Below are 24,440 nucleotides of genomic sequence, written 5' to 3'. Positions count from 1 at the left end.
CGGGCTCGCACCTGACCGTATGGTTCTGCTCAAAAATTCTTTGCTTTTAAGTCAATTCATTCCTCAACCACTAACAGTCAAGAAAAGGAAAATTTGATGACCGACGACATTAAAAAACGCATTGCTGAACAAAATGATCTGTTTCGGCAAAACTTTGCTGATACCAACGCACAAAAAGAAACTGGGATAGAGGGACAATATTGTGTCACGCGAGGTATTTCTGAATTGCCAGTACATGATCAATTACTCATCACAAAGAAAGTCCGTGAATTTGATAATTTCAATCCCGATAATGATCCTTACGGCGAACATGATTTGGGTAGTTTTAAGCATAACGCAGAGACCATATTTTGGAAGATTGATTATTACGATACCAATTACCAATATGGCAGTGATGAGCCAAGTAATCTCAATAAGACACGGCGTGTTTTAACTGTTATGCACGCCCATGAATATTAAGCTATCATAAGAACTTAATGACAAAGGCCACTTAATCGTGGCTTTTGTTTTCTCTAATATAATTGTGATAGGCTTTTATTCCATAGAATAATGGATTAGGCGCAATTCTGTGTTCTAAATTTTTCATTTTAAAATAGGGTACACGCTCAAATATAACCGCTTCATTTTGCCCGATAAAAACGAAACTTCCTTGTTCCTGTTCGACTTCCGAACGTGTTTTACGGTAGCGTTCAATACTGGTGCGATATTCATTTGTATTATAGTTTTCAATAGATTTGGAATATTTATCGAGTTTTTCAGAAACATATTTGGCTGTTTCATCTTTGACATTAAAGAAGAGTGAAACACCACAATTTTCAACAATTTCTTGGCGTCCACTTTTGCCGTAATTATTTTCTAATTGATCGAGGTTTTGACAGATAAACCAAAATCGAACGCCGTAACCTCGTAAGAACGCCGCATTATTTTTAATCAAATTGAATGTTCCCAATTGCGGAAATTCATCTAGGACAAATAAAACAGGTTTTAAAGGGGGGGTGTCAATAAGCCTTTTTATAAATGATGTTAAAACAAGCCTTAACCAAACGCGGGCAATATTCACTCTATTTTGTGGAAAAGAAATATAGAGATCGTTATGCAATTCGTCTTGTTGAAAGAGTTCATTAAGTAAATTTCTTGAATGCTCGGCTTCATCATCAACAGCCATTGAGAGTATTTTTCCACGAAATGCTTTTAAAGCTTTGGCAATGGTGGTTTTTATGCCTCTAAATTCGCCATTTTCCCCTCCCGTTGTCACACCCATCATAGAAAGAGCCGATAATTTAATCGCTCGTTTAATGGCTTCATCGGGATGATGGACAGCCATCATTTGATCACAGAGTGAGCGAAAGCCATCAATGGATGAAAGGTTGATAATCAAACTTTCGTATAAACTCGATGGCGTGGGTACTTCTGGGTAATCAGAGACAACCATATAGAGTAAAAATGAACCAATAAAATCACGTGCCATTTCATCGAAATGCTCGCCTGTATCGGATTGATTACCCTTTTCGGGAATAATAGCCGATGCAAAGTCTAAACAATCTTCATAAATACTGTCATTATACGCATCGAGTAAACAAAACGGATTATAATTGATGGACGGCATATCAAAAATATTCCAAGGATTAAGGCGAAAGGTTTTGCCTAAATTTTCTTTTTCTTTCCAATGCGAACACACGGCTGAATTTTCGCCTTTTAAATCAAGGATGATTTTTGTGCCTTTGAAAGCATCATGAAGTAAATTCGGCATTATGAGTCCTGTATTTTTCCCTGCACCCGATTGAGCGATGGTTAAGATATGGACATCTTTATCATAAGCATAGGATTTTCCCTCTTTGTCTTGACCAATATAAACACCTTTCATGATTCTATTGAATTTAAACCGTCTATACCTGAGATATTACGATGATTATTTTGAACTTCATGTCCTTTAGAAATCAGCTGATTGTGGATTTTATTCGCTTGTGCAATCATTTGATCGCACAAGCTAACTTTTCGAATAAACTCTCTTTGAATTTCGGAGCGTTCATGGTTGAAATATATTGCTGTACGTCTTCCTAGCTTTTTTCTTTCCCTAATATCCCAAAACTCCTTATCATTTGGTATAGGAATGGTTTGCCATTCTTTTTGCTTTAATTCAATTTTTGCCTTTTGTTCATGGAGATAAGCTAAATCTTTTTCAATAGCTATGGTAAAAGCTTTATTACCAATGCTATCTAAAGTTTGAGTAAAAGTTTGTTGTTCTAATTTTTTAAGCATTGATGGCTTTTCAATTACAAAGTATTTCGGCAACCATGAATCATTATTTTCAAATTCTTCTGCATATTTGTAGAATTGATCAATTCTATAAATTTTATAAAAGACAAAACAAAAGAGAATAAGAAAGGTTATAAAACTTATATTTGAAACTGGATGGTTATCAAGCTTAATAATAGCTAGAACAAATACCATTGCAATAATCATCATCTTAAATAGCCTGTTTAATCTATTTTTACGACGGCGCTTTTTATCGTGGAAAAAAGGAAACATAGTTTATGATTTTAAATGTTGATTATTTTAAGAATTTAAGCCCTCGATATTGGATATGTTGATATTACCTCTTTGTATCTCAGAACCTTTATCAATCGCTTTATTGAGAAGCTTATTAACTTTGGCTATAAGTTGATCTTGATAGTCGATTTGATCGATAAAATCTCTTTGAATATGCGCACGTTCATCGGCAGAATAAATAGCCGTTCTACCACTAAGATTCATTCGTGTTTCAACTTTCCAAAATTTTTCATTAATTGGAATCTGTATAGTCTGCCATTCATTTTGTTTTTTTTGTGTTTTTCGTTTATGCTTGTGAATAAACTCTAATTCTGCTTCAAGGGTTTCTACATATTTTTTTACGCCCATTTCTTCACGGACTTCATCAGCACTGCTATCCATGATTTTTTGTATGGTTGTTGGTAATTTAATCTCAAAATTTTTCGGTAGCCATGTATCATTATTCTCAAATTCATCTGCATATTGGTAGAATTTATTGATTTTACGTGTGTGAAAGACACCCGCAGTGAAAACTGCAAGTACAATAAATAATAGAAAAAAACCAGTATTGGAAGATGCGGAAAAAGCACTAATTACGCTACTAACTATGACACCGAGTATGATATAGCCTAAAATGGCATTTTTACTTTTGAGTTGATTTTTTAATCGACGGTTTTTGTCATGATTTAAAGGATTCATAAAATGTATTTTGTTGGTTATTCAACCATGAAAATACAATAAATAATTATTTAAAAAGTAAGAAAATTACTTTTTTGGATAAAATGATTAACTGAATTAAAGTGATTGAACAAAATTGACCGCTTGTTTAACACCATTGGCAATTCTTTGACCAAATGAAACGTCTTGGGAATTTTGTTGAAAGGGATTAATACAATCATCTTGATTAGGCACATTGCGAATATCCATTGTTAGGAGTTCAACACTAACTCCATATTCTTGGGCTTTTTGCTCATAATGTGCCTGTCTTACATTTTCATCTTCAAGGGAACGATATTCAGGATAATCCACCACGACTTGATTTTCAATGAGCGTTCCCATGATAAGATCATAATCGAGTGTTCTAAAGGCTGCAAAATTATTAGGAACGATGCCCGCCTCTCTCAGTGCCCAAAAGCTGTGTTTTTGAAAATGTAGCTTTTCTAAAAAATCAGTCCCATCTCCATATTCATTGAGATTAACTTTGCCATGCTCATCACGCAGAAATGAGTGATTAAGTGCCTCATGCGCCTCTCTAAGTCTTTCTAGCTCGATTTGTCTTTGTCTTGCTTTATAGGCTTTATATTCACGTTCTCTTGGATGGATATAACCTGGCATATGATCTAAAACTTCACCTGTTGGAGAAGAATTTATTCCGTCTATATTGTCAAGTCGACTGGTATCTCGTAAATAACTATCATAAAAAGCGGCATCCTTTGCATGTCCTCTCAAACGCGCTACATAATGAGATTGTGCATTTTTAGGAAGATTTTTTGGAATGTCATAATTATAAAGGGTTGAAAGTTGATTTTCACTTTTTAAGTGTTGTGTCAAACCATAGATAATCGTGTCTGGGTTGGTCTTCAAAAAATCGGCTTTAGTTTCAGGTAAATCATATTGACCACCGATGACATCAAAACTCTTATTAATAAGTTCTTGTCTTTCTTGATGATCTATTTCTTCATCACTCAGTAGCAGAAAATCAATTGCCTCTTTGACTTTGTTTAATCCTTGAACGAAGTCGATGGCATCATTTGATGCAGGCATTAATAATTCGATTAAGTTTACCCGAAAAGAAAACGCGTCCATGACAATTCTCTGTTGTTACAGTTTCTATTATTATACATATTACAGAGTAAGAGTCAAGAAAATCTTAATAGTATTGAGGCGAAGCATTGCCCCCCAAATCTTACCAGAATTAATACTATTTCGTGCTTTTGGTGAATATTTTTAAAGTGCTAAGCGAATGGTTTTTACAAATAAATCTTTATCTTTATATAAGAAAAAACCTCTATATAAGAGCGTATGCAAGGTATGGGGCGGTAATACCGCCACCCTTGTAAAGGAGGGGGCAAACTCCCCGTCCGTTTAATCCTCCCCGATAAGGGTTGAGTTATTTTTCTTGAGATTATGAAGAAAAAAAGAAGTGAAAAGCGACAGCGCAATGAATTGGTGCAATTCCGCCTCACAGCTGAAGAAAAACAAGATTTTCTTGAACGCTGTGAACAAGCGGGATTAAGTGGCGCAGATTATTTTCGCAAAACCGCCCTCAAATCCAAACCACTCAAATCAGGCGTGGAAACCGTCCTTTTGATTAAGCTCTTGGCTTCTTGGGGTAAGATTGGCGGGAATATCAATCAAATCGCCAAACATTACAATAGTGGTAATCCAACAGATGTCGCATTAGGGCAATCTTTATTAGAAAAGATTGAAACCATACGTACAGATCTCCGTCAAGCTTTAGGATATGATCTGTAAAGGAGGCAAGCGCTCAGGTGGCGCAAGTTTAGCCAATCATCTACTCAAAGATGATAATGAACGTATTGTGGTTGTTGAGATTACGGGCACAGCCACACAAGACTTGACACAAGCTCTTAAAGACATGGAACTGACCGCAAAGATGACCAAAGCCAAAACAGGGCTTTATCATGCACAAATTAATCCTGCCATGGGTGAAACCATGACACCGCAACAATGGCAATACAGCGTGGATGAAATGGAAAAACGCTTGGGATTAAATGATCAACCGCGTGCGGTTGTTTATCATGAAAAAGGTGGGCGTGCGCATATTCATGTTGTGTGGCAACGCACCGATATTGAACAGGGAAAAGTCATTGACACTAAAAATGATTATTACATTCATAAAAAGCTAGGACGTGATCTTGAAAAACGTTTTAAGCACAAACAACTCAAAGCTGAATTTGGTTCAAATTGGGACACGATGAATGAACGCCAACAAACCATTCGTGATGGCTATACACCCAAGCAATTGAAAGCCCGCGTAAAAAAACTCTATCAACAGCATTCCAATCCAAAAGAATTACAACAAGCTTTAAAAAAAGCAGGTTTTGATTTAGCCATCGGTCGCCGTGGTGTTGTCTTGGTCAGTGATAAAAACCAAGTCCATTCACTGATGCGCTTTACAGGCGAGAAGAAAAAGCACGTAGAGGAAAAACTGCAACCAATTTTAAAGCAACTCCCCAAAGTTGAAGATTTAAAAAAAGATCAAACACAGCTTAAAGAAAAGAAAACCGAACAAAAGCGAGACCAACAATACAAGAAAAAAGTGATGGTTGAGAATGCTTTTGACATGGTTACAAAAGATGAAATCGGACAAGCCAGTGCCAGATTTGATAAACTTATTCAAGATTTTAAAGAGGAACGTTGGGAAAAGAAAAAAAGTGAATTTAATGACAATGACGATGGTATTACACGTGCGCGAACGATTGACGATGCCTTTAGCCAAGTAAAAAAAATACTAGACATCCAAGAAGACAAAGAGAGAGAAAACCAAGTCCAAGATAAAGATAGGGAACGCTAGGACGTTTTTTCTCTAAGAGATAAACTTGTTCTGGAACACGTCTTCTAATCATTCCACGAATTGCATTGCAAAATACTTCTAAACATTCTTTAAAATCTTTTTTTGAAATTTTTCCAGTTTCAACGTTTTTTATTAATTTTCTAATTAACAACTCGATTCCTAGTGAAGCTTTGAGATTAGGTTCAAAGCCTAAATTTTTGATAACGAGTTTACGTGCCTTTTCTTTGAATTCAATATTTTCCGTATTATAGGTTTTTAATCTTTCTGGTGTTTCAACAAAATCACTCATTTTTGCCTCTCATTTAATTATTGTAACTTAACATAAAACTCATTTTGTGTCAACAGATTACGAAGAATTACAAGAAATAGCACTTAGTGCTCCAGGTATACGGAAATTATTGGAAGAGCGAAAAAAAATAGAAGCGGATTATCATAAAGATATAACCTACAACAAACCTGATCTAGTATTAAAACCTATAAATGAAAGGTCACCTGCAAAAACCTATACAGTTAATAAATCTAAGGACAAGAAGAGTAGAGAGAAACACTATGAAAATAAGCTTTATGAAAATGCTAAAAAAATAGAAAAAACTGTTCTTGATTACTGCGATAAAGCACATGTTGGAGAATTGAAAAAAGATTATAAAAAAATCCCTATTCACGAATTACCAACTTTTATTGAAAAAGGTTGGGATGAGGTTTTAAAAGAAAGAGAGACTAAAAAGCACCAAAAACAAGAACCTAGAACTTTAGAACAAACTCAAAAAGATTTTAAAAGGGAAATACTTTCGTTTAAGTCTGAAACAACAAATGACTCTTTTAATAATTCGCAAGAATTAATGAAAAATCGAATAGAAGATTTTAAGAAATCACAAAATCAAGAAAAGCTTAAAGAGCAAAATAATAAGTTTGACCAAGCCTACGAAAAGTTAAGAGAAAGCCAGTACAAAGAGAACCAAAAAGAGATTGAGCATAAACGAGATCGCGGTTTTAAGCGTTAAAAATTTACAAATACAATGGGAGATAAAGATTTAACTCTTAAAGAAATTAATGATTTAATTGAGCTAACGAAGCTTGAAATCGAAAAAATGAAAGAGCATCGTGCGCAAGCATACGCTCATCATGACAAAAACCTGAAAAAAGAGGATTATAATACCATGAAGATTGATGAACAATATTTTGGTAATAGAGCTAAACAATTAGATACTAAACTATCTAATTTGGTAAAAGACAAACAAGAATTAATGAACAGAGATAAAGATTTTAGTAAAAAAAATGAGAATAAACGTGATAACGAAAAGGAACGAAGCCAATAAATATTGACATAATGTAAAAAATATGGTTTACTCTAGTTGCTAACAAAGTAAGGAAGATATTAAAGTGACCGATAATAATGAAAATTCAAAAAGTGACAATTCAGATAAAACGCTTGAAGAAATTAATCAGCTGATTGAAGAAACTCAAAATGAATTAGCTGAAGTTGAAGGGCATCTGTTAATCATTAGAGGGCATTTAATGCAGATGGAACGAAATGGTGTGTCTTGGGGATATGAAAGAGGAAAAGAAACTAAGCATTAATAAACAAAAACGTTAGGTTTATTTTGAAAATCGCTCCCGCTAAAAAACGCGGGGAGATGTCTGATACTAAGAGATACTGCGCGAGATTTTTCAAAAGATACTGCGTGAAAAATGATTCCACCCTTATTTATACTATTTTTATTTTACTTATGTTTTGCAATCAGTTCCATTAAATTATAATAGTCATTTAAAAATATTCGATTACTAAGTTGCTTTGTAAACTTCTTTGCTGGCTTGGTAAAAAAAGAACTTGTTACAAGGATCCCTCCAGTTAATTTTTCATGCTCTACTACTCCATATAATTTTTGTAAGATTGGCCTTCCTACTTTGTTATTTTCACTAAATCTTTTACACTCAACAGCAAATAATTGCTCATTAAAAAAGTCTTTCTTATATGCATAAATGTCTTTTCCTCCATCATTGGATGCCTTAGTTAGTTCAACATAATAACCCTCATATTTAAAAAGCTGTGCTACTAGCTCTTCAAATTTTCTAGGATTAATGTTATAAATTGATTTTGGGTTTCTTGATAGGTATTCTAATAAATTTGAATTTATTATTTCAATATCATTTTTAACTGCTAATAACTTGTTATTATTATTTTCATCATAAATTAATTTTGTAAATACCTCAATAGATTGAGTAAGTTTTTCTGGGCCCTCCATAGGAGACAAAAACATAATATTATCTTTGTCATTTATAGGGATCATGTTTTGAAAGACCTTTGAACCTAATTGAAATGTAGAATAGAATATGATTTTAGCGGTCTTATTTTTTGTTTTTATTATATTATATATATCTAATCCTCTATTTTTCCCACCTATTATATAATCTAATATGTATATTGAATTATTATTTAAAATATCTATATTTTTTATAAATTCATCATAATTTGTAAATGAAGCTACATTTAATTTTGACTCAAATGAGCTAAATAATACATTTTCTTTTATATAATGATTCATCATTAAATCATCTTCTATTATTACTATATCTTTTGTCATTTATATTTTTAGTTAAAAATTAAGTTGTTATAAAGTAGGATAGTCCTAATTATAACGAATAGCAGAAAAGCGTTTCTTTCCTTATATTTTGAAAATTAAACCTTTAAGGCTTATTTATATTTCTAAGAATTATTGTTCATTAAAATCCTAATGCTTCTAAGACCTCAAGTTTTGAAAGTTCCTTACTTAAAACATCATCTATCCAGATACCTGATTTATAAGTTCCGTTTTTATAATATTTTATTCCATATCCATGTCGAATGTTATTTTTATGCTCTCCTACATATTTGATTAATGTTTTGTCATCATGGTTTCCATTTATCCATTCATTAATTCCGAACCCTTCTCTTTTATGATTTTTCCAATAACCATTATAAATTGAATTGTCACTCCAAATATATATACCTAATCCTGTTATGGAATCATTTTTATACATACCAAAAAACTTGCTTCCACTTGCCCAAAAATAAGCTCCAATTCCATTTTTTCTTCCATCAAAAAATTGACCTGAGTAATAGCTGTTATTATCTGCATATTTTGTAGTTCCAAAGCCTGATACATATTCACTAGAATTTATTTGACCAGTATACCAACCACCATCTTTATATTCCCATTTAACAAGATTGTTTTTGCTATAATTTGACTTAGTATTTGAAGAATTAAATAACCAATTCCAAGATTTAGATTTTTGTTCTCTAGACTGTTGATTTTGATAATAAGCATCAGCACGCCTTTGTTGTTCTGTGGTTTGTCCTAAAATCGTTTGTAATCCGATTAATAATAATACAATGATTAAAGTTTGTTTTTTCATTATTAGTGGTTTTAATTAAAGGTAAAAGTTAAATAAAGGTATTATTCAAATGTAGTAATTTCGTAAATAAAAATAGTATTTAAGAATAAATATAATAAGGATATTTACTACAAAAAATCTTGATTTATTTGTGCGTACACAATTTTAAGTCAATACTCTAAAAAATCACTGTCATCAATTTTAGTGGAGATCAGCAGTGATACGAATATTTCAAAGTAAAAATGCCAACCAAGCTAAAAAGTATTTTCAAGACAGTCTTGCAAAAGCGGATTACTATATCGAAGATGTTGAAACCAAAGGCGTGTTTAATGGTAAAATAGCCAAGCGTTTGGGGTTAGAAAACAAACCCATCGACAAACATATCTTTCATAATTTATGTGACAATATTCATCCCCTAACAGGCGAAAACCTAACACCACGCAATATGCCAGATAGACGTATAGGTAATGATATCAGTTTTCATTGCCCGAAATCTGTTTCAATCTTTTTGTGTCTGTGCCCTGATGAAAACATCAAACAAGCGGTTGATAACAGTGTCTATAAAACCATGTGCGAGATGCAAGAAAATATGTTCGTGCGTGTGCGTACCAATGGCAGAAACGAAGACAGACGCACAGGTGAAATGATTTGGTGTAACTTTCCGCATTGGACAGCACGAGCTGTTACTGGACATGCGCCAGACCCGCATTATCATATTCATTGTGTGACGATGAACCTAAGCTTTGACACACAAGAAAATCGTTATAAAGCGGCGCAGTTTTACTATATCCGAAAAGATATGCCGTATTATCAAGCGCGCTTTCATAAGCGATTAGCCAATAAGCTAGGCGCATTAGGCTATGACTTGCGTAAAACCAAACATGGTTTTGAAATGACAGTTATTCCAAGCAAAGCGATTGAGTTTTTTTCAAAACGCACCAATTTAATTGGACAAGTGGCGAATGATAACAACATCACAAACCCTAAGATGTTGGATAAATTAGGTGCAAAGACCAGAGAGAAAAAAGATAACAGCCGGACAATATCCCAATTACAAGAGATTTGGCATGATGAACTATTGAAAGAAAACATCACTCCTAGCACAAGTGAAGAAGAACCAACAACAGATAGTAACCTAACAGTTGAGAAAACAATAGAACACGCAGTTGAACATTGTTTTGCGCATTCTTCTGTAAAGCGTCAAACACAAATCCTCTCACAAGCTTATCAATACAGTATTGATAATTCTAATATCTCATTGGCACAGATTGATAAAGCTTTGGATAATAGAGATGAAATATTTAAAGTCACGGCTGATCATCAAATCTATTGCACAACGGAAACTATTAAGAGCCAAGAAAAGCAAATCATTGAACGTGCCCAATCAACAATCGGAACACTCCCCGCATTAAAAAATCGGTTTGATGTTTCACATCTCAATCATCTTAACGATGAACAGCAAAAAGCAGTTCGCTATGTAATGCAATCAAGAAATATGGTCAATATTATCAATGGCGGTGCAGGAACAGGCAAAACCACACTTCTCAAAACCATTGTTCCAGAGATTGAAAAACAGGGTAAAGAAATCTTTCTGTTTGCACCGACAGCAGAAGCATCAAGAAACGTCTTAAAGAATGAGGGATTTGAGCAAGCCGATACATTATCAAAATTATTAATTGATAAAACAATCCAAGAAAAGATCAAAGGTCAAGTTGTATGGATTGATGAGGCAGGACTGATCGGCGCGGATGATATGTTGAAACTTTTTGAGCTTGCACAAAAATTAGAATTGCGTTTAATGCTCTCAGGCGACACGAAACAACACACAGCCGTGCAAAGAGGCGATGCGTTACGCCTTTTGCAAGAAATCGGACGTGTACCTTATGCTTCGGTTGATACGATTTATCGACAGAAAATAGCTGAATACAAAACCGCCATCCATGAAATCAGTCAAGGCAATATCATGCTTGGATTTGAACATCTTGATAAAATGGGCGCAATCCATGAAGCTGATTACGCAACAATTAATCAAGCCATATCAGATGATTATTTAGAAGCCAAAACCGAGAAAAAATCCATGTTGGTTATCACGCCAATGCGAGAAAAAGTCAAAACACTCAACCTTGATATTCGTGATGTTTTACAAGTAAAAGGATATATTGAAAAGAAAGAGCGCAGTGTTACAGTCTTTGATAATTACCATTACAGCGTGGCACAAAAGCAAGATACCAGAAATTATTATCAAGGGCTCATTATTCAAAGCCATTTCAACCTAAAAGGAATAACTAAGGGGAGTGTGTTAAGAGTTGTTGATATCGGGGAGAATGAAATTATAGGGGAGGACAATCAAGGCACAAATTTTACGCTTAATCTATCCGATGCTAAAAATTTTGATCTCTATAAAACCCGAGCAGTTAAACTCGCCAAAGGCGATGAAATTCGTATTAATAAAAACGGGCGTGATCTTAATGGGAAACGTCTTGATAACGGAACAGTTTTAAACATTAGGGGCTTTACATCAAAAGGCGTTGTTAAAGCATATCGAAATTCGGGCAAAAGACGTGTTGAATATTTATTAGATAAAAGACACGGAAATTTTGATTATGCTTACGCCAGTACATCTTACAGCGCACAGGGTAAAACTGTTGATAAAGTTATCATTGCGCAACCCGCATCTGCTTTTCCTGCAAGCAATCAAAATCAATTCTATGTCAGCGTTTCTAGAGGTCGTGAGGCGGTCACAATCTATACCGATGATAAACAAGAACTTCTTAACGCGATCAAACAATCTGGTGACCGAAAAGGTGCGTTGGAGCTGGTGGGGTCATAAGTGGTTATAGTTGAAAATCTTTACCAATTGCGGAAAACCGTAAATTTTAATGCATTGCATTTGTTAAATTGATTAAAATTATAATTTAAAATGAAACAGATACTAACAGATTTAAGCATTGGAGTTCTTGCAGGCTTAATAATACTAATTGCTCAAATTATAATAAGAACGATAATTAAAGTACGAAGAAGAAAAGGGCAAAATGATTCAGAACTATCAGCACTAATAACATTAGGAAGGATAATGTGGATTGGCTTATTTGGTATTATTATTTATGGTTTTATCACTAGACCTATTTTTTCAAAACAACAAATGCGTGATGAGGTAGCAGTACTCAAAAAAGGACAAATGATCTTTTATGATATAGATTTAAGACATGGAAGCAAAGATGTAATTACTTTAGAATTTGAAGTAATAGAGGGAAATTCTGTAGATGTTAGATTAATACCAATGCCGCCAAAAAACACTACTAAATTAAGTAATGAGCATATTCCTAGTTTTTCCATAAATTCTGCACAATCTGGTAGTAAGTCAGTCAGAGTAGAACCTGGGTTATGGTCTATAGTAATTAATCCAGTTTATGACGGTACATCAAGCATAACAAAAGTTGATGTTAAAACTTACGTTTCGAGATCAAGGTTTTTTCAGACAATTAATCAGACTGTACCTCGCTAATATAAATTTAAGAAAATCAAATATGAAAAAAGTGTCATTACTACTTTTTGTAACTATTATTCTTATTAGTTGTAAAGAGATTAAGTATAAAGAAGAAGTATCAAATCTAAATATTGAAATCAAAACAGAAAAAATATCTAATCAAGAAATTAAAACTTTTATCACGACTAATTTTCCTGAAAATACTGCCTTTACAATAACTGTTTCAAGAGATTATAAGCGACAAAATAATGGAGAACAATATGCAGGTGAATTGTATTATACTTATAATTCTAATGTAAAAAATAGTTCAATAGAATTCACATTTGATATAGATGACATGAAATGGATAAATGAATATAAAAAAATACAAAAGCAGAATGCTGAATTTGATAAATCTTTGACTGATATTGATTTTTCTTCAATCAAAGATTCAATTGAAATAAATGTATTATTTACACCAAAGGCACAACAAAGTAATAATGTTAAGGAATTATTGGGTGTGAATGGAGAAAATCTCAAAGGAAAAGGAACTGAGGATAATGGAAGTTTCAAAATTTTCACTAAGACCATAAAAATATATGATAAATTTAAAATTCAATTCTAGGGAACATTGTCAAATAACGTACTCACAAACCAACCCGTTTTATAAATTCATATAAATGTTCCATTGATATATATGACACAATGAGTGAAAAACTATTATCTCAGTCATACTAGCGAAACCGTTTTACGGAAAAGAGTATTATCTCATTGTTTCTTTTTCTTACCTTTGATAGATATAATTAAATAAAAAATAATAGTAAAATCTAACTTATTATAAATAACAAATCATTTTTCGTGAAAATTATTTAGTTAAAGTTCGGATAAAAAAGTAATTTACAAATGAGCTCACATAGCGCTATTGGACCAGCATTAGGATATTATTATCAGGCAATATATGCGTTGATATGTCTTTTGGACTCTCAAAACGATGATGCTTTTGTTAGCTTGGAGACCTTAGATGATGTTTATCATGAAGACGGTGATACAAAAAATTTAACACAGTTAAAGCATAAAACGATTAGTTCTAAGATTTCTATAAAACATGATGACTTATGGAGCACCTTAAAAGTCTGGTGCGATTTTATACAATCAAATGATCCAAGAGATGGTATTTTTACACTTTCGACTGTCGCATCTGTTAATGATGATAGTGTTTTAAATGTTCTTAAAGAAGAATCAAGTGATAGAGATGAACTTGAAAAAGAGCTACTCAATGAAGCGAACAGAGTTATCAGTGAAAGAGTTAAAGTAAAAAAAGAAAATCTTGATTTACGGAAAAAAGGAGAAAAAGAAAAGCTATTACCTTATGGTAAAAAGTATAAAGGCTGTGAAGCTTTTACTGAATTAAATAAGCAAAAAAGAAAAAACTTATTAAAAAATATTAGAATTAATACTGATACATTTTCTATAGATCAATCACAAAATGAAGTGATTAAAAAAATTAGAAAAAGCACAAAAAAAGAAAATCAAATTAGCCTTGCAGAAGCAATCATCTCTTGGTGGGACAGGGAGGCGGTAAGGTCATTAACTCGCGAAAGAAAAGAGTGCATATATTTTAGTGAATTACAAGAATTTATTTCCAAAAAAAATTCAGAGTTATATAGTGATGGTTTTACAGATGATATTGATGAAATGGAATTACCTGCTCCTGATTGGAATCATAAAATTCATTTAGCACAGTTAGATATAATTGAAGCTTCTGAAACTCAAAAAAGGCGTTCTTTTAATACAGAAGTTAAAGCAAGGATTCAAAGAGAAAATTGGATGAAGAATTTTTCTCTTATTCCCAAGTTAAAAAAGTATGATGAAAAATTGATAGATGAATGGTCTTATAAATTTGATGAAGTGGATAAGAATATTTTAGAAGAAGAGAAAAAATCAGTAGGAAGATCTTTGCTAGACTGGAGTCATACAGAAGCCATCAATCAAGTTAAAAGTATTTCAAGAAACTATAGAAATCCCGATTTAATTCGAGGTAGTTATCAAATGCTATCAAAAGATAAGAGAGTTGGTTGGCATCGTGATTATAAATCATTAATTTCAGAAGACGAAAATGAATAAAATTAGTATAGATGTTTTTGCTGAAACTAACCCAGCATTTTGCTCATTGATAATTTTTAATTTTTGTAAAGGATATCATAGTGAAGCAAAATTGGGAGTTCCTTTCCCGCTTCTTATTCTGCCTTTACCACTTGTTTTATCTTATGAAATAGAAAAAACTTTTAGAGGAACTAACATAAAAACTGGCTTTTTTAGATGGATAGAGAATAATCCTGAAATACAATTAAATCTCACATCAAGAATAAATGAATCCAATGAATTTTTAAAACCAGCAATTGAGTTTGCCATATTTAAAAAGACTCTTCATTTGGATAGTTCAGGATTGTTGATTCCTATAGAAAAAAATGTTGGGAAAAATAAAAGCCTTGAACTAGAGAGTTTATTTAAATCGGCTGATAGATTAGGCAAATGGTTAGGGCAAGTGAATTCTATAAAAACAATATATAATCATTTAGGGCTTCAATTATGAGTAGATGGAATATTAGTCATGTAGTATATTATAGTCAACATGGTCAAAACAGGCTCTTAGAATTTGAACCTGAAAACGTAACAATTATCACTGGTGCTTCTCGAACTGGTAAAACATATATAATTGAGACTATTGATTATTGTTTATGCTCTTCCAGTATTGCTCTTTCCAATTTAATTAAAAAGAAATTATCTTTTGTTGGTATTAAGCTAATAAAAGGAAGTACAGAAATATTGATTGTTAGAGAGATTTCTCAAAAATCTTCTAATGCTTCAAGTAAAATGTTTCTTGAAATTGGTAATGATATTGAAATACCTGAAAATTCCAAAGATTTAAAAGGCAAGATTAATTCAACTCAAGCAAAACAATTACTGTCTGAGCGTTTTGGTTTAATCAATTTTAAGGACTACCAAAAAGATGAAAGTTCAAAGATAAACAGTATTTCTATTAGACAGTTAACTCCATATCTTTTTCTTGATAAAGAAGTAATTGATAGTAGAAAAAATTTACTTCACGGATTAGACGATGTCAATTCAGCTAAGCATATAATTCCGTCATTACCTTACTTTTTGAATGCGATTGACCTTGAAGAGTTACAGGCATTAAAAAAATTAAAAGGCTTAAAAAGAGGTATTGAGACTGAAGAAAAGAAAAAATCAACATTTGAACAGTTTAAAAAGCAATCCATTGAGAGTTTAAAAATGCTTTTTAATGAAGTTGTTCAGGTGGGGTTATTAAAAAAAGAAGAGTTTGTAGATGATGTAAACTCAATAAAAAATACTTTAAAAGGTGTGTTGAACTGGCAACCTAATAAGATTATTTTTGAAAATGAGAAATTACTTTATGAATTACAGTCTTCTAAATCTTCAATTTTATCTGAGATAAATAGGCTAAAGAGAAAAAGAACTTTAGCCATTCAAAATCAATCAAGTAGTTCAAAATTTAAAACTGTAACGAAAAAGCAAGCATCAAAATTGAACGTAATTGATTTATTTAATTTAGAAAGATCTAATTGTCCTATTTGTGATTCTCATTTAGAGAAAACGTCTGATATTATTTCTCAAATAGAAAAATCATTTGACATACTGAAAAAAGAGAGTGTAGTTGTTGACGAATATAAGCCGAAGTTGGATGGCTACATTATTGAGTTAGATGAACTAATACAAAAGAAAACCAAAGAAGCTTCTAAACTTGAATCACAAATTCAAAATTTAATTAAAGAATCAAGTATTGCAACTAAACAAAAAAACAATAATGATATGATATTGAGGACTATAGGGCGGGTTTCTTATTACCTCGATAATTTCAAGGAAGCAGAAGAATTTGATTCATCTAGATTGACTAGATATAAAGAGGAGTTTGATGCAATAAATGAAAATTATAGCATTGAGCAAAGACAAAAACGAATTGAGGAAGCAGAAACTTTTATTTCTAATAATGCCACAAAAAATTTAGCTTATTTACCTATAGACGAACATTACAAAGATGATAGTATTAAATTTACATCTAAAAAGCCAACAATTGAGCTTTACAATAATGACTCTGGAGCAATAGAAAGTTTTTCATCAATTGGTTCAGATGAAAACTACCTTAGTATTCACTTGGCTTTGATATTTGCGTTTCATAAGTTTTTTGAAATAAAAAAGAGCCCAGTTCCAGGTTTGATAATTTTAGATCAAGTTAGTAGACCTTATTATCCAAAAGACCAGATAGATCAAGATATTATTATAGATGAAGATAGAGAAGCGTTAAATAAGCATTTTGATTTTATATTTGATCAAGTTGAAAAGCAAAATGGCTTGCAAGTCATAGTTTTAGAGCATGCATATCTACATAAAAATGAAAGGTATAAAAAGGCTACTAAATATAGATGGCCTAGAGATGGAGAAGAAAGGTTAATTCCTCAAGATTGGCCAGATATTGAATAAAGTTTAATATCATATTCTCATTTTTTCTTTACATTTTTTCAATCTTATGCTACTGTTCGCGCATAAGTAGACAACCAAATTTAGTTAAAAATTATTTTAAAAAAGTATTTAGAATCAGCGGGTTAAAAGAGGTAAATATTCCTCGTAATTCCTTCTAAGCAATAGGTTGCAGGTTCGAGTCCTGCTGGGCGCGCCATTTTTTACGACTTCATGTGCGTACATATTGTTTTCTAAGTATCTATTATTAAAAGAAATTTTTATGACCGAATTTCTTTTATAGGGGGTATTTGCCTTTCATGCAAAAACATACGATTTCATCAAATAACAGACCAAAAGTAGACAAGTACGTAGACAAGTTGAAAAGACACAGTCAAAAAAACAGCTCAAAAACTTCCATAATACTGTCAAATTTAGCGATTGAAAAACTCAAACCTTTACCTGTAAATACAATTTATTGGTTTCGTGGATTAAATGGTTTTGGTATTCGTATTTCACCAAAAGGAATAAGAACATGGATTGTCCAATATCGCGTAGAAAATAAGAATAAAAGAATGAGTATTGGTCGATACCCGCAGATGTCGCTTAATGAGGCACGTAAACGGCACACTGATATTAAATTTATTGTTGAGTTTGGTGGCGATCCTTTAGAAGAAAAGCGATTGATTAGAAAGAACAAGAAAGATGACAAAACTGTTTCTTATTTATTGGATTTATATGTGGAGCATTCTAAAAAGGCAGGAAAAAAAACATATAAGAATGAGTATTATATTATTCGCAATGGATTAGGGGACGAATTATTGCAAAAACCGATAGCTCAAATCACACCAAGAGAAATTTCGAATGCAGTTAGAGCAAAGATTAACAATGGTAAACCAAGTGCAGCGAGGCACTTATTGAAATACACCAAGCGATTATTTAATTATGGAGCAGGGTTATTTCTACTTGAACAAAATAATAATCCTTGTATCGGACTTAAAGTAGATGTGCCAAAGAGAAAACGACAACGTCACCTTAGCCCTAAAGAAATCTATAAATTTTGGCATGGTCTTGAAAAACTTCCCGTATCGCCAAGTTTAATACTCGCTATTAAGTTTTTACTCTGTACAGCGTCTCGTTCTGTTGAGGTTCGAAATATGCAATGGGATGATGTAGATCCATATAGTCGTGTTTGGACAATGCCTACATCAAAAAATGGACGGATGCACCGTGTTCATTTAAGTAACTTAGCTATGACGCTGATTGATGAGGTTAAACAATACACAGGACATAGTGATTGGGTCTTTGGTAGTGCAAGATATAACGGTAGGTGTCAAATTATTGACAAAACAATTAAACCATTTAAAGTATGGACACTTTCACAAGTTTTTAGGCGTCATTTTAAGAAATTTCAGATTAGCAAAGAATTTTATCCGCATGATCTACGACGAACAGGAGCAACTATTGTTGCGGGATTGTTTGGTCGGCGTGATTTTGCCTCTCTTTTACTTAATCATACTATGTCAGATGTGACAGGAATTTATGACCATTACTCTTACGATAAAGAGAAAAAAATGGCAATAAACGCTCTCAACAAAGCCATTGAAATTATTATCAAAAGTCCAAACGTTGAGAGCGTGCCAAGTTTTGAGCAGTTACGCGAAAAGGTTTTTAATAAAGCTAATCATTCGACTGTTGATACGAAACAGGATTTTCAAGCCAGTTTTTCAAATCCTGTATCTTATACGCTTTCCTATATCCATGATGGTTAAGTCTGTAAAGTTGGGGGAAACGTTTTTCTTTACGCATGCGGTATTGCGTGACTTTATCCAATGTTGTGGCAATTTCTGCTGTTTTAATCGACACAAACGCATTCATGGATAAAAGCAGTTCTGCAACAACTTTTGATTCCTGTTCGGGGTCTATCAATATCACATCATTATTATTAATCGTTTTAATCATATCATTTCCTTTGGTTAAAGATTTACGATGAAATAAGACATACAAAATATTTTTTAAAGCCACTACGCACAGGCTTTTCACACAATGATATGAGAAGTTTTATGTGCGTATTACACAAGATTTTGTGTGCATATTCTTTGCGACAATTTTCAGTTACAAAATTGTCGAAAGGAGACAAAACTCATGAAAATAAATTACCCTTATAAAACCCGCGATGACTTTTTAAAAGATGTTGTGAGCCAGCTTGTCACAAGAAGAAAGGAGCTTAATCTTACCCAAGATGATGTCAATGATATCTTAGGTGTTGCAGATCGCCTGGTTGGCAAGTGGGAGTGTGGTGTGCGAACACCAACAGCATTTCATCTACATTGTTGGATAGATGCGTTAAACTCACATATCAAAATTCTTGATAATGCCAACGATAACGAACCACCAAAGAAATAAACAAAAAAATAGCCTCTCAAATCCGAGAGGCTATTTTCTTAATAAGTTGGTTTATTTACAACTCAAATTTCACAATCTTCTTTTCAATTTCTTCTTTGCGGTGAAGTAATGTGTCTTGTAAATGATTAGTCACAAGTTGGATAAGATTGGTATTCGTGGTTTTAAATTCTTCGCCATTTTCATCACGAATTAAAAATACACATGAGTCGCCATTATTGTATTTGAACTTAGTTAAGCTCGTTAAAGTTGTCATGAGCCGTGTGCGTTGATTGGCTAAACCGTTAAGTTTCTCAAAGTTATTCATACGGTCATGTAAACTAATTGGTTTTGTGACTGGTGGAATTACTTCTTGAACAAGTTTCTTAGTTGCAGATGTTGCTTTTGCCTTTTCGGCTGTTTTTACGGCTCCTGTTGATTGCGTTTTTTTCGCTGTTCCATTTTGTTTTACTGTTGCTACTGCCATAATTTTAAATTTTTAAGATTAAACATTGTTTTTAAGTTGAACCCTTTTGGCATGTTGGGTTTCGAACAATGCTTCATCTGCCGATGCGGAGGTAAAGGTCAAGACAACATCGGTTATTTTTCTTTTTAGAAAAATGTTCGTGTTCCCGCAGGGTTTGGTCTTGCAAGCGCGCAAAGGCAAGAGGCGATATTTGCAATTGATCGATAACACCACATGTCACTAAAAGTGTGAGATAACAGTGTTTAATTGGGAATTTGGAATGCGTTAAAGCAACGAGTTAAATTGAATTGATGGAAAAACACTTCAAATGCGGAAAACCGTAAGGAGATGAACTAAACTTAGCTTAAATTTCCTATTATCAATTTAATAATAAAAATGAACGAAGATACTGCTTATAAAATTTTAGGTGTAAAACCCAATAGTGATTTTCAAGAAATAAGAAGACGATATAAATTATTATCTAAAAGGTATCATCCCGATAATATTGATACTGGAGACCATAATAAATTTATAACAATTTCTGTTGCTTATACAATATTGCAATCAAGCTTCCTTAATGTTAAAAGTAAGAAAAAGGTAGATGATGATATTCAACTAGCTATTGATTTAAAAGAGAACTTAGAGATTTATTTCAGTGAAATAGAAGAAAGATATTATGATCTTCGTTCACAGCTAGAAAATGACTTAATTGATTACATAAGGAGAAAAGTTCATTCAACGGGTTCTTCTAAAGAATTAAAACAAGTAATTAAAAAAGATATTGCTTACAAGATTATTGATACAAATACTAGATTAAAAAGATATTTTAAAAGAATAGAGAAAGCGACTAAACTAAATAGTGCTGACTTATTATTTAGTTTATTTAAGGATATGTATGCCGAAAGAAGAAAATATTGGCTCCTAAATTTATATAGAAATCCAATTTTACTAGGAGATGCAGTTGCAGTTTCATTTGTTTATGCTGTAAAAGAATTTCCTTTTTTAAGAGAAACATTCCCAAGTTTGTTAAAATTAGCAAATTTGTGGTGGTTTCCCCTTTCTATTGCTTTGATAGGAGTATTGGCTTTGTTGCTACAATATATCCTAATGAACCCAAGAAGACAATTTGTAACTCCTTCATTTTCTATAGGCAGTACTCATAGTTTAGTAAAAGATAGAGCTTCTGAGGCTGTTGAAACTTATGATAAAGCATTCACATGGGGTGGGGCGGCGGCAGGAGGAATAGCAGGAACTTTTCTACTTCCCGGGATTGGAACAATCATAGGAAGTTGGCTAGGTTCTTTGCTTGGCGCACTTTTCAAATCTTTAGATGATATCAAATTTGAAATAATCTATAAATTTTCTAATGAAATCCAAGACAGGTTCAAACAATTAGATGATATTTTTGATGACTGGATTGAGCAATCAAAAGAGTCAATTACAAAAGCGACCTTTCAAAGTTATAAAAACAATTTAAAGAAAGTAACTCCATTACTAACTGAAGAGAATGAAACAGTTAAGTTATTGACTGGTTAAAAAATAAAACCCAAAATGTTTTAGGTATGTTTTAGGAAAGCAAAAAAGCTAAGATTCAGAATCTTAGCTTTTCTAGTGTTTATAGGTGTAGCGAGATCGGGAATTGAACCCGAGACCTCCGGGTTATGAATCCGACGCTCTAACCAACTGAGCTACCTCGCCTTGTTTGCGGGTGCAAATATATAAACTATTTTTTTTTGAGCAAATATTACACAAAAATTATTTTTTTTGTTCTTTTCTTTTAAACTTATCAATTAATGTATATATTGTCAAAACATAATCAAGAAATACAGTATGTCAGATAAAATTAAATACGAAATTGAGTTCCCTATACAATCTTCACCACAGCTTTTGTTCCAATATTTGTCTACACCTTCAGGATTATCCGAATGGTATGCAGATAATGTGAATTCCAGAGGAGAGGTTTTTACCTTTATTTGGGACGGTAGTGAAGAAACAGCTAAGTTACTAGGGAAAAAAAATAATGAACGCATTCGCTTTCAATGGGAGGAAAATGAAGATACATCGTATTATTTTGAAATGAAGATCGTAGTTGACGAAATTACGAAAGATGTCTCCCTTATCGTAATCGATCATGCAGATGACGATGAAGAAGTTGAAGAAGGAAAAAGACTTTGGGAAAACCAAATTGCAAGTTTGAAACAAGTTTTAGGTTCTCGCTAAGAAAAACCATTTTTAAAAAGTATATTTGCCTTGAGAAAATCAAGGCTTTTTTTATGATTAATTTTAATGGAAACATCAGCGACGAAACAACGACCTTAGATGTTGAAAATAGAGGGCTAAAGTACGGAGACTCATTGTTTGAAACCCTCAGAATTGTTGCTAACAAAATTCTTTTTTGGGAAGATCATTATTTCAGATTAATGGAATCCATGCGAATACTAAGAATGGAAATTCCAATGAACTTTACGATGGAATTCCTAGAAGCAGAAATTCTTAAAGTGTTAGCAGCGAATGATTTGAAAAATGCACGTGTACGTTTTACAGTATATAGAGGAAATGGCGGATTGTATTTGCCAACTTCTAATGATATAGAATACATGATCACGGCAAATTCGCTAGCATCTCCATTTTATTTACTTTCAGAAGAAGCCTATGAAGTCGATTTGTACAAAGATTTTTATGTCAACAAAGGATTGCTTTCTACGTTAAAGACCAATAATAAAGTTATAAACGTATTAGGAAGCATTTACGCGAAAGAAAATGACTTGAACAACTGTTTGTTAGTAAATGAAGATAAAAGCGTCATAGAAGCTTTAAATGGGAATATTTTCTTGGTAAAAGGAAACACAATCAAAACACCACCAATTACCGATGGATGTCTGAAAGGAATTCTAAGAAAACAATTGATAGAAATTCTAGAAAAAACATCAGATTATGAATTGAAAGAAGAAAGTATCTCACCTTTTGAAATTCAAAAAGCAGATGAATTTTTTATCACGAATGTAATTCGAGGAATTGTACCCATCACAAAATACCGCAAAAAACAGTTTGAATCTACCGTTGCGAGAGATTTAATAGCAAAATTGAATGTCAGAATTCGACTAGGAGCGTAGCTTTAATTGTGACTCGGATCTTCAGGCGCATTTGACCAAATCAAATATTCGCCTCCAAATTCCATCATTTTATTACGCCAAATCGATTTGCATGATTTTGAAATGATTTCTTTCTTAAATTCATTTTCAACAATGATCCAAGAATTAGAATTCAATTCTTCACTCAGTTGATTGGCATGCCAGCCCGAATAGCCTAAGAAGAACTTAATGTCATCTTGCTGTAGTTTATCTTCCTCCAATAATTTAATAATAGAAGAAAAATCGCCGCCCCAATAAATCCCCAGCGAAATTTCTATACTATTAGGTACCAAATGTGGTATTTTATGAATAAAATATAAATTATCTTGTTCTACAGGTCCGCCATTATATACTTTAAACGTGGTTTTAGCGTTTGAAAATTGCGGAATTAAGTCTGAAAGATCAACATTTAAAGGTTTGTTTAAAATAAAGCCAATAGATCCTTCATCAGTGTGGTCAGCAAGTAAAACAACTGATCTGTTGAAAGATACGTCTCCAATAATAGATGGTTCAGCAATTAAAAGATGTCCTTTATCGGGTTTTAAGGCTATCATTTATGATTTTTTAGGTTAACTAAATCTATTAAAAAAAAACGGAATAATCAAATACAGTGCTTTTTTAATACACTTATAAAAACGAAAAAGCACTCAAATTTGAGTGCTTTTTGTCTAATTTATGTATAAATACAATTAGTTTACTGCTTTTCCTAAATCAGATCCTGCTTTAAACTTTACTACTTTTTTAGCAGCAATTTGGATAGTTTTTCCAGTTTGTGGATTTCTTCCTTCTCTTGCAGCTCTTTCTGAAACTGACCAAGATCCAAATCCTACTAGAGAAACTCTGTTTCCATTTTTTAAAGCTCCTTCTACATTTCCTAAAAATGATTCCAATGACTTCTTTGCTGCAGCTTTAGAAATTCCTGCGTCAGCAGCCATTGCGTCAATTAATTCTGTTTTGTTCATAATCGTTGAATTATTAATTGTTGGTTAAACATTATTTTTAAAAGCACTACAAATTTATACGGATTTCTTTGCCATGCAAGTAATAGCGCGGGAAAAG

At 32.7% G+C, this 24,440-nt stretch carries 27 protein-coding genes and 1 tRNA gene; 17 read left to right on the top strand and 11 right to left on the bottom strand.

Annotated elements, in window-relative coordinates:
* Positions 1–96: 96 nt before the first annotated feature.
* On the top strand, positions 97–459 hold the full coding sequence (locus tag Q0845_RS06850) for a DUF3768 domain-containing protein (RefSeq protein ID WP_298511063.1): 363 nt from the start codon (positions 97–99) through the stop codon (positions 457–459).
* A gap of 31 nt (positions 460–490) precedes the next feature.
* Here Q0845_RS06850 and Q0845_RS06845 read toward each other — a convergent pair whose 3' ends face one another.
* The 4 genes from Q0845_RS06845 to Q0845_RS06830 all read right to left on the bottom strand — a co-directional run bounded on the left by Q0845_RS06845 (position 491) and on the right by Q0845_RS06830 (position 4,335).
* Positions 491–1,864, bottom strand: coding sequence for a type IV secretory system conjugative DNA transfer family protein (locus Q0845_RS06845; protein ID WP_298511061.1), 1,374 nt, complete (start codon positions 1,862–1,864; stop codon positions 491–493).
* Positions 1,861–2,529: a hypothetical protein gene (locus Q0845_RS06840; protein ID WP_298511059.1), complete on the bottom strand. Its 669-nt coding sequence runs from the start codon at positions 2,527–2,529 to the stop codon at positions 1,861–1,863. Before Q0845_RS06840 ends, Q0845_RS06845 begins: the two co-directional genes overlap by 4 nt.
* Positions 2,530–2,556: 27 nt before the next feature.
* Positions 2,557–3,228 (bottom strand): hypothetical protein, encoded by a 672-nt coding sequence (locus Q0845_RS06835; protein ID WP_298511057.1) that lies wholly within the window; start codon positions 3,226–3,228, stop codon positions 2,557–2,559.
* A 96-nt stretch (positions 3,229–3,324) separates the two neighbouring features.
* Positions 3,325–4,335 (bottom strand): hypothetical protein, encoded by a 1,011-nt coding sequence (locus Q0845_RS06830; RefSeq protein WP_298511055.1) that lies wholly within the window; start codon positions 4,333–4,335, stop codon positions 3,325–3,327.
* Positions 4,336–4,656: 321 nt separating this feature from the next.
* Between Q0845_RS06830 and mobC the strand changes: the two genes are divergently transcribed.
* Both mobC and Q0845_RS06820 read left to right on the top strand, forming a co-directional pair.
* Positions 4,657–5,004: a plasmid mobilization relaxosome protein MobC gene (gene mobC, locus Q0845_RS06825; protein WP_298511053.1), complete on the top strand. Its 348-nt coding sequence runs from the start codon at positions 4,657–4,659 to the stop codon at positions 5,002–5,004.
* Positions 4,994–6,067, top strand: coding sequence for a relaxase/mobilization nuclease domain-containing protein (locus Q0845_RS06820; RefSeq protein ID WP_298511051.1), 1,074 nt, complete (start codon positions 4,994–4,996; stop codon positions 6,065–6,067). The genes mobC and Q0845_RS06820 overlap by 11 nt, the downstream gene beginning before the upstream one ends.
* Here Q0845_RS06820 and Q0845_RS06815 read toward each other — a convergent pair.
* A complete protein-coding gene (locus Q0845_RS06815) occupies positions 5,985–6,356 on the bottom strand; it encodes a hypothetical protein (RefSeq protein ID WP_298511049.1) in 372 nt (123 codons plus the stop codon). The two genes, Q0845_RS06820 and Q0845_RS06815, sit on opposite strands and share 83 nt — an antisense overlap.
* A gap of 46 nt (positions 6,357–6,402) precedes the next feature.
* Between Q0845_RS06815 and Q0845_RS06810 the strand changes: the two genes are divergently transcribed.
* The 3 genes from Q0845_RS06810 to Q0845_RS06800 all read left to right on the top strand — a co-directional run bounded on the left by Q0845_RS06810 (position 6,403) and on the right by Q0845_RS06800 (position 7,645).
* The gene (locus Q0845_RS06810) at positions 6,403–7,068 is read left to right on the top strand and encodes a hypothetical protein (RefSeq protein WP_298511047.1); all 666 of its coding nucleotides are present in this window, start codon (positions 6,403–6,405) and stop codon (positions 7,066–7,068) included.
* Between the two features lie 15 nt (positions 7,069–7,083).
* Positions 7,084–7,383, top strand: coding sequence for a hypothetical protein (locus Q0845_RS06805; protein ID WP_298511045.1), 300 nt, complete (start codon positions 7,084–7,086; stop codon positions 7,381–7,383).
* A 64-nt stretch (positions 7,384–7,447) separates the two neighbouring features.
* Positions 7,448–7,645 (top strand): hypothetical protein, encoded by a 198-nt coding sequence (locus Q0845_RS06800; protein WP_298511043.1) that lies wholly within the window; start codon positions 7,448–7,450, stop codon positions 7,643–7,645.
* 143 nt (positions 7,646–7,788) lie between these two features.
* Here the strand turns inward: Q0845_RS06800 and Q0845_RS06795 are convergent, their stop codons facing one another.
* Positions 7,789–8,649 (bottom strand): restriction endonuclease, encoded by an 861-nt coding sequence (locus Q0845_RS06795; RefSeq protein ID WP_298511041.1) that lies wholly within the window; start codon positions 8,647–8,649, stop codon positions 7,789–7,791.
* 139 nt (positions 8,650–8,788) lie between these two features.
* On the bottom strand, positions 8,789–9,460 hold the full coding sequence (locus Q0845_RS06790) for a hypothetical protein (protein WP_298511039.1): 672 nt from the start codon (positions 9,458–9,460) through the stop codon (positions 8,789–8,791).
* Positions 9,461–9,656: 196 nt separating this feature from the next.
* Between Q0845_RS06790 and mobF the strand changes: the two genes are divergently transcribed.
* The 8 genes from mobF (at position 9,657) to Q0845_RS06750 (ending at position 19,808) form a co-directional block, all read left to right on the top strand.
* Complete coding sequence (gene mobF / locus Q0845_RS06785; RefSeq protein WP_298511037.1) at positions 9,657–12,269, top strand: MobF family relaxase; 2,613 nt, start codon at positions 9,657–9,659, stop codon at positions 12,267–12,269.
* 90 nt (positions 12,270–12,359) lie between these two features.
* Complete coding sequence (locus tag Q0845_RS06780; protein ID WP_298511035.1) at positions 12,360–12,944, top strand: hypothetical protein; 585 nt, start codon at positions 12,360–12,362, stop codon at positions 12,942–12,944.
* 22 nt (positions 12,945–12,966) lie between these two features.
* On the top strand, positions 12,967–13,530 hold the full coding sequence (locus Q0845_RS06775; protein WP_298511033.1) for a hypothetical protein: 564 nt from the start codon (positions 12,967–12,969) through the stop codon (positions 13,528–13,530).
* A gap of 278 nt (positions 13,531–13,808) precedes the next feature.
* Positions 13,809–15,029: an ABC-three component system protein gene (locus Q0845_RS06770; protein WP_298511031.1), complete on the top strand. Its 1,221-nt coding sequence runs from the start codon at positions 13,809–13,811 to the stop codon at positions 15,027–15,029.
* Complete coding sequence (locus Q0845_RS06765; protein WP_298511029.1) at positions 15,022–15,498, top strand: three component ABC system middle component; 477 nt, start codon at positions 15,022–15,024, stop codon at positions 15,496–15,498. Before Q0845_RS06770 ends, Q0845_RS06765 begins: the two co-directional genes overlap by 8 nt.
* On the top strand, positions 15,495–17,426 hold the full coding sequence (locus tag Q0845_RS06760) for a DUF3732 domain-containing protein (protein WP_298511027.1): 1,932 nt from the start codon (positions 15,495–15,497) through the stop codon (positions 17,424–17,426). Before Q0845_RS06765 ends, Q0845_RS06760 begins: the two co-directional genes overlap by 4 nt.
* A gap of 296 nt (positions 17,427–17,722) precedes the next feature.
* Positions 17,723–19,174: a site-specific integrase gene (locus Q0845_RS06755; RefSeq protein ID WP_298511025.1), complete on the top strand. Its 1,452-nt coding sequence runs from the start codon at positions 17,723–17,725 to the stop codon at positions 19,172–19,174.
* Between the two features lie 373 nt (positions 19,175–19,547).
* Positions 19,548–19,808: a helix-turn-helix transcriptional regulator gene (locus Q0845_RS06750; protein ID WP_298511023.1), complete on the top strand. Its 261-nt coding sequence runs from the start codon at positions 19,548–19,550 to the stop codon at positions 19,806–19,808.
* A gap of 55 nt (positions 19,809–19,863) precedes the next feature.
* On the opposite strand, the gene Q0845_RS06745 is transcribed toward Q0845_RS06750, so the two are convergent.
* Positions 19,864–20,271: a hypothetical protein gene (locus Q0845_RS06745; protein ID WP_298511021.1), complete on the bottom strand. Its 408-nt coding sequence runs from the start codon at positions 20,269–20,271 to the stop codon at positions 19,864–19,866.
* A 375-nt stretch (positions 20,272–20,646) separates the two neighbouring features.
* Between Q0845_RS06745 and Q0845_RS06740 the strand changes: the two genes are divergently transcribed.
* Complete coding sequence (locus tag Q0845_RS06740; protein WP_298511019.1) at positions 20,647–21,786, top strand: J domain-containing protein; 1,140 nt, start codon at positions 20,647–20,649, stop codon at positions 21,784–21,786.
* 88 nt (positions 21,787–21,874) lie between these two features.
* On the opposite strand, the gene Q0845_RS06735 is transcribed toward Q0845_RS06740, so the two are convergent.
* Positions 21,875–21,948, bottom strand: a tRNA-Met gene (locus Q0845_RS06735).
* Positions 21,949–22,080: 132 nt separating this feature from the next.
* Here Q0845_RS06735 and Q0845_RS06730 point away from each other — a divergent pair.
* Together Q0845_RS06730 and Q0845_RS06725 are read left to right on the top strand one after the other, a co-directional pair.
* Positions 22,081–22,470 carry an START-like domain-containing protein gene (locus Q0845_RS06730; RefSeq protein WP_298511017.1) on the top strand — a complete coding sequence of 130 codons (390 nt, stop codon included), beginning with the start codon at positions 22,081–22,083 and terminating at the stop codon, positions 22,468–22,470.
* Positions 22,471–22,523: 53 nt separating this feature from the next.
* Positions 22,524–23,363, top strand: a complete 840-nt coding sequence (locus Q0845_RS06725) for an aminotransferase class IV (protein ID WP_298511015.1) — start codon at positions 22,524–22,526, stop codon at positions 23,361–23,363.
* Between the two features lie 2 nt (positions 23,364–23,365).
* On the opposite strand, the gene Q0845_RS06720 is transcribed toward Q0845_RS06725, so the two are convergent.
* Positions 23,366–23,935, bottom strand: coding sequence for a YqgE/AlgH family protein (locus Q0845_RS06720; RefSeq protein ID WP_298511013.1), 570 nt, complete (start codon positions 23,933–23,935; stop codon positions 23,366–23,368).
* Between the two features lie 135 nt (positions 23,936–24,070).
* On the bottom strand, positions 24,071–24,346 hold the full coding sequence (locus Q0845_RS06715; RefSeq protein ID WP_298511385.1) for an HU family DNA-binding protein: 276 nt from the start codon (positions 24,344–24,346) through the stop codon (positions 24,071–24,073).
* Between the last annotated feature and the right edge of the window lie 94 nt (positions 24,347–24,440).

Source organism: uncultured Kordia sp. (assembly GCF_947489565.1).
Classification (GTDB): Bacteria; Bacteroidota; Bacteroidia; order Flavobacteriales; family Flavobacteriaceae; genus Kordia.
This window is presented reverse-complemented; position numbering and strand designations above follow the sequence as displayed.

What these genes read in the sequence shown, in the direction of transcription:
- Q0845_RS06850 (WP_298511063.1), top strand. Translation starts at nt 97, where the DNA reads ATGACCGACGACATTAAAAAACGCATTGCTGAACAAAATGATCTGTTT.
- Q0845_RS06845 (WP_298511061.1), bottom strand. Translation starts at nt 1,864, where the DNA reads ATGAAAGGTGTTTATATTGGTCAAGACAAAGAGGGAAAATCCTATGCT.
- Q0845_RS06840 (WP_298511059.1), bottom strand. Translation starts at nt 2,529, where the DNA reads ATGTTTCCTTTTTTCCACGATAAAAAGCGCCGTCGTAAAAATAGATTA.
- Q0845_RS06835 (WP_298511057.1), bottom strand. Translation starts at nt 3,228, where the DNA reads ATGAATCCTTTAAATCATGACAAAAACCGTCGATTAAAAAATCAACTC.
- Q0845_RS06830 (WP_298511055.1), bottom strand. Translation starts at nt 4,335, where the DNA reads ATGGACGCGTTTTCTTTTCGGGTAAACTTAATCGAATTATTAATGCCT.
- mobC (WP_298511053.1), top strand. Translation starts at nt 4,657, where the DNA reads ATGAAGAAAAAAAGAAGTGAAAAGCGACAGCGCAATGAATTGGTGCAA.
- Q0845_RS06820 (WP_298511051.1), top strand. Translation starts at nt 4,994, where the DNA reads ATGATCTGTAAAGGAGGCAAGCGCTCAGGTGGCGCAAGTTTAGCCAAT.
- Q0845_RS06815 (WP_298511049.1), bottom strand. Translation starts at nt 6,356, where the DNA reads ATGAGTGATTTTGTTGAAACACCAGAAAGATTAAAAACCTATAATACG.
- Q0845_RS06805 (WP_298511045.1), top strand. Translation starts at nt 7,084, where the DNA reads ATGGGAGATAAAGATTTAACTCTTAAAGAAATTAATGATTTAATTGAG.
- Q0845_RS06795 (WP_298511041.1), bottom strand. Translation starts at nt 8,649, where the DNA reads ATGACAAAAGATATAGTAATAATAGAAGATGATTTAATGATGAATCAT.
- Q0845_RS06790 (WP_298511039.1), bottom strand. Translation starts at nt 9,460, where the DNA reads ATGAAAAAACAAACTTTAATCATTGTATTATTATTAATCGGATTACAA.
- Q0845_RS06780 (WP_298511035.1), top strand. Translation starts at nt 12,360, where the DNA reads ATGAAACAGATACTAACAGATTTAAGCATTGGAGTTCTTGCAGGCTTA.
- Q0845_RS06775 (WP_298511033.1), top strand. Translation starts at nt 12,967, where the DNA reads ATGAAAAAAGTGTCATTACTACTTTTTGTAACTATTATTCTTATTAGT.
- Q0845_RS06770 (WP_298511031.1), top strand. Translation starts at nt 13,809, where the DNA reads ATGAGCTCACATAGCGCTATTGGACCAGCATTAGGATATTATTATCAG.
- Q0845_RS06765 (WP_298511029.1), top strand. Translation starts at nt 15,022, where the DNA reads ATGAATAAAATTAGTATAGATGTTTTTGCTGAAACTAACCCAGCATTT.
- Q0845_RS06760 (WP_298511027.1), top strand. Translation starts at nt 15,495, where the DNA reads ATGAGTAGATGGAATATTAGTCATGTAGTATATTATAGTCAACATGGT.
- Q0845_RS06755 (WP_298511025.1), top strand. Translation starts at nt 17,723, where the DNA reads ATGCAAAAACATACGATTTCATCAAATAACAGACCAAAAGTAGACAAG.
- Q0845_RS06750 (WP_298511023.1), top strand. Translation starts at nt 19,548, where the DNA reads ATGAAAATAAATTACCCTTATAAAACCCGCGATGACTTTTTAAAAGAT.
- Q0845_RS06745 (WP_298511021.1), bottom strand. Translation starts at nt 20,271, where the DNA reads ATGGCAGTAGCAACAGTAAAACAAAATGGAACAGCGAAAAAAACGCAA.
- Q0845_RS06740 (WP_298511019.1), top strand. Translation starts at nt 20,647, where the DNA reads ATGAACGAAGATACTGCTTATAAAATTTTAGGTGTAAAACCCAATAGT.
- Q0845_RS06730 (WP_298511017.1), top strand. Translation starts at nt 22,081, where the DNA reads ATGTCAGATAAAATTAAATACGAAATTGAGTTCCCTATACAATCTTCA.
- Q0845_RS06725 (WP_298511015.1), top strand. Translation starts at nt 22,524, where the DNA reads ATGATTAATTTTAATGGAAACATCAGCGACGAAACAACGACCTTAGAT.
- Q0845_RS06720 (WP_298511013.1), bottom strand. Translation starts at nt 23,935, where the DNA reads ATGATAGCCTTAAAACCCGATAAAGGACATCTTTTAATTGCTGAACCA.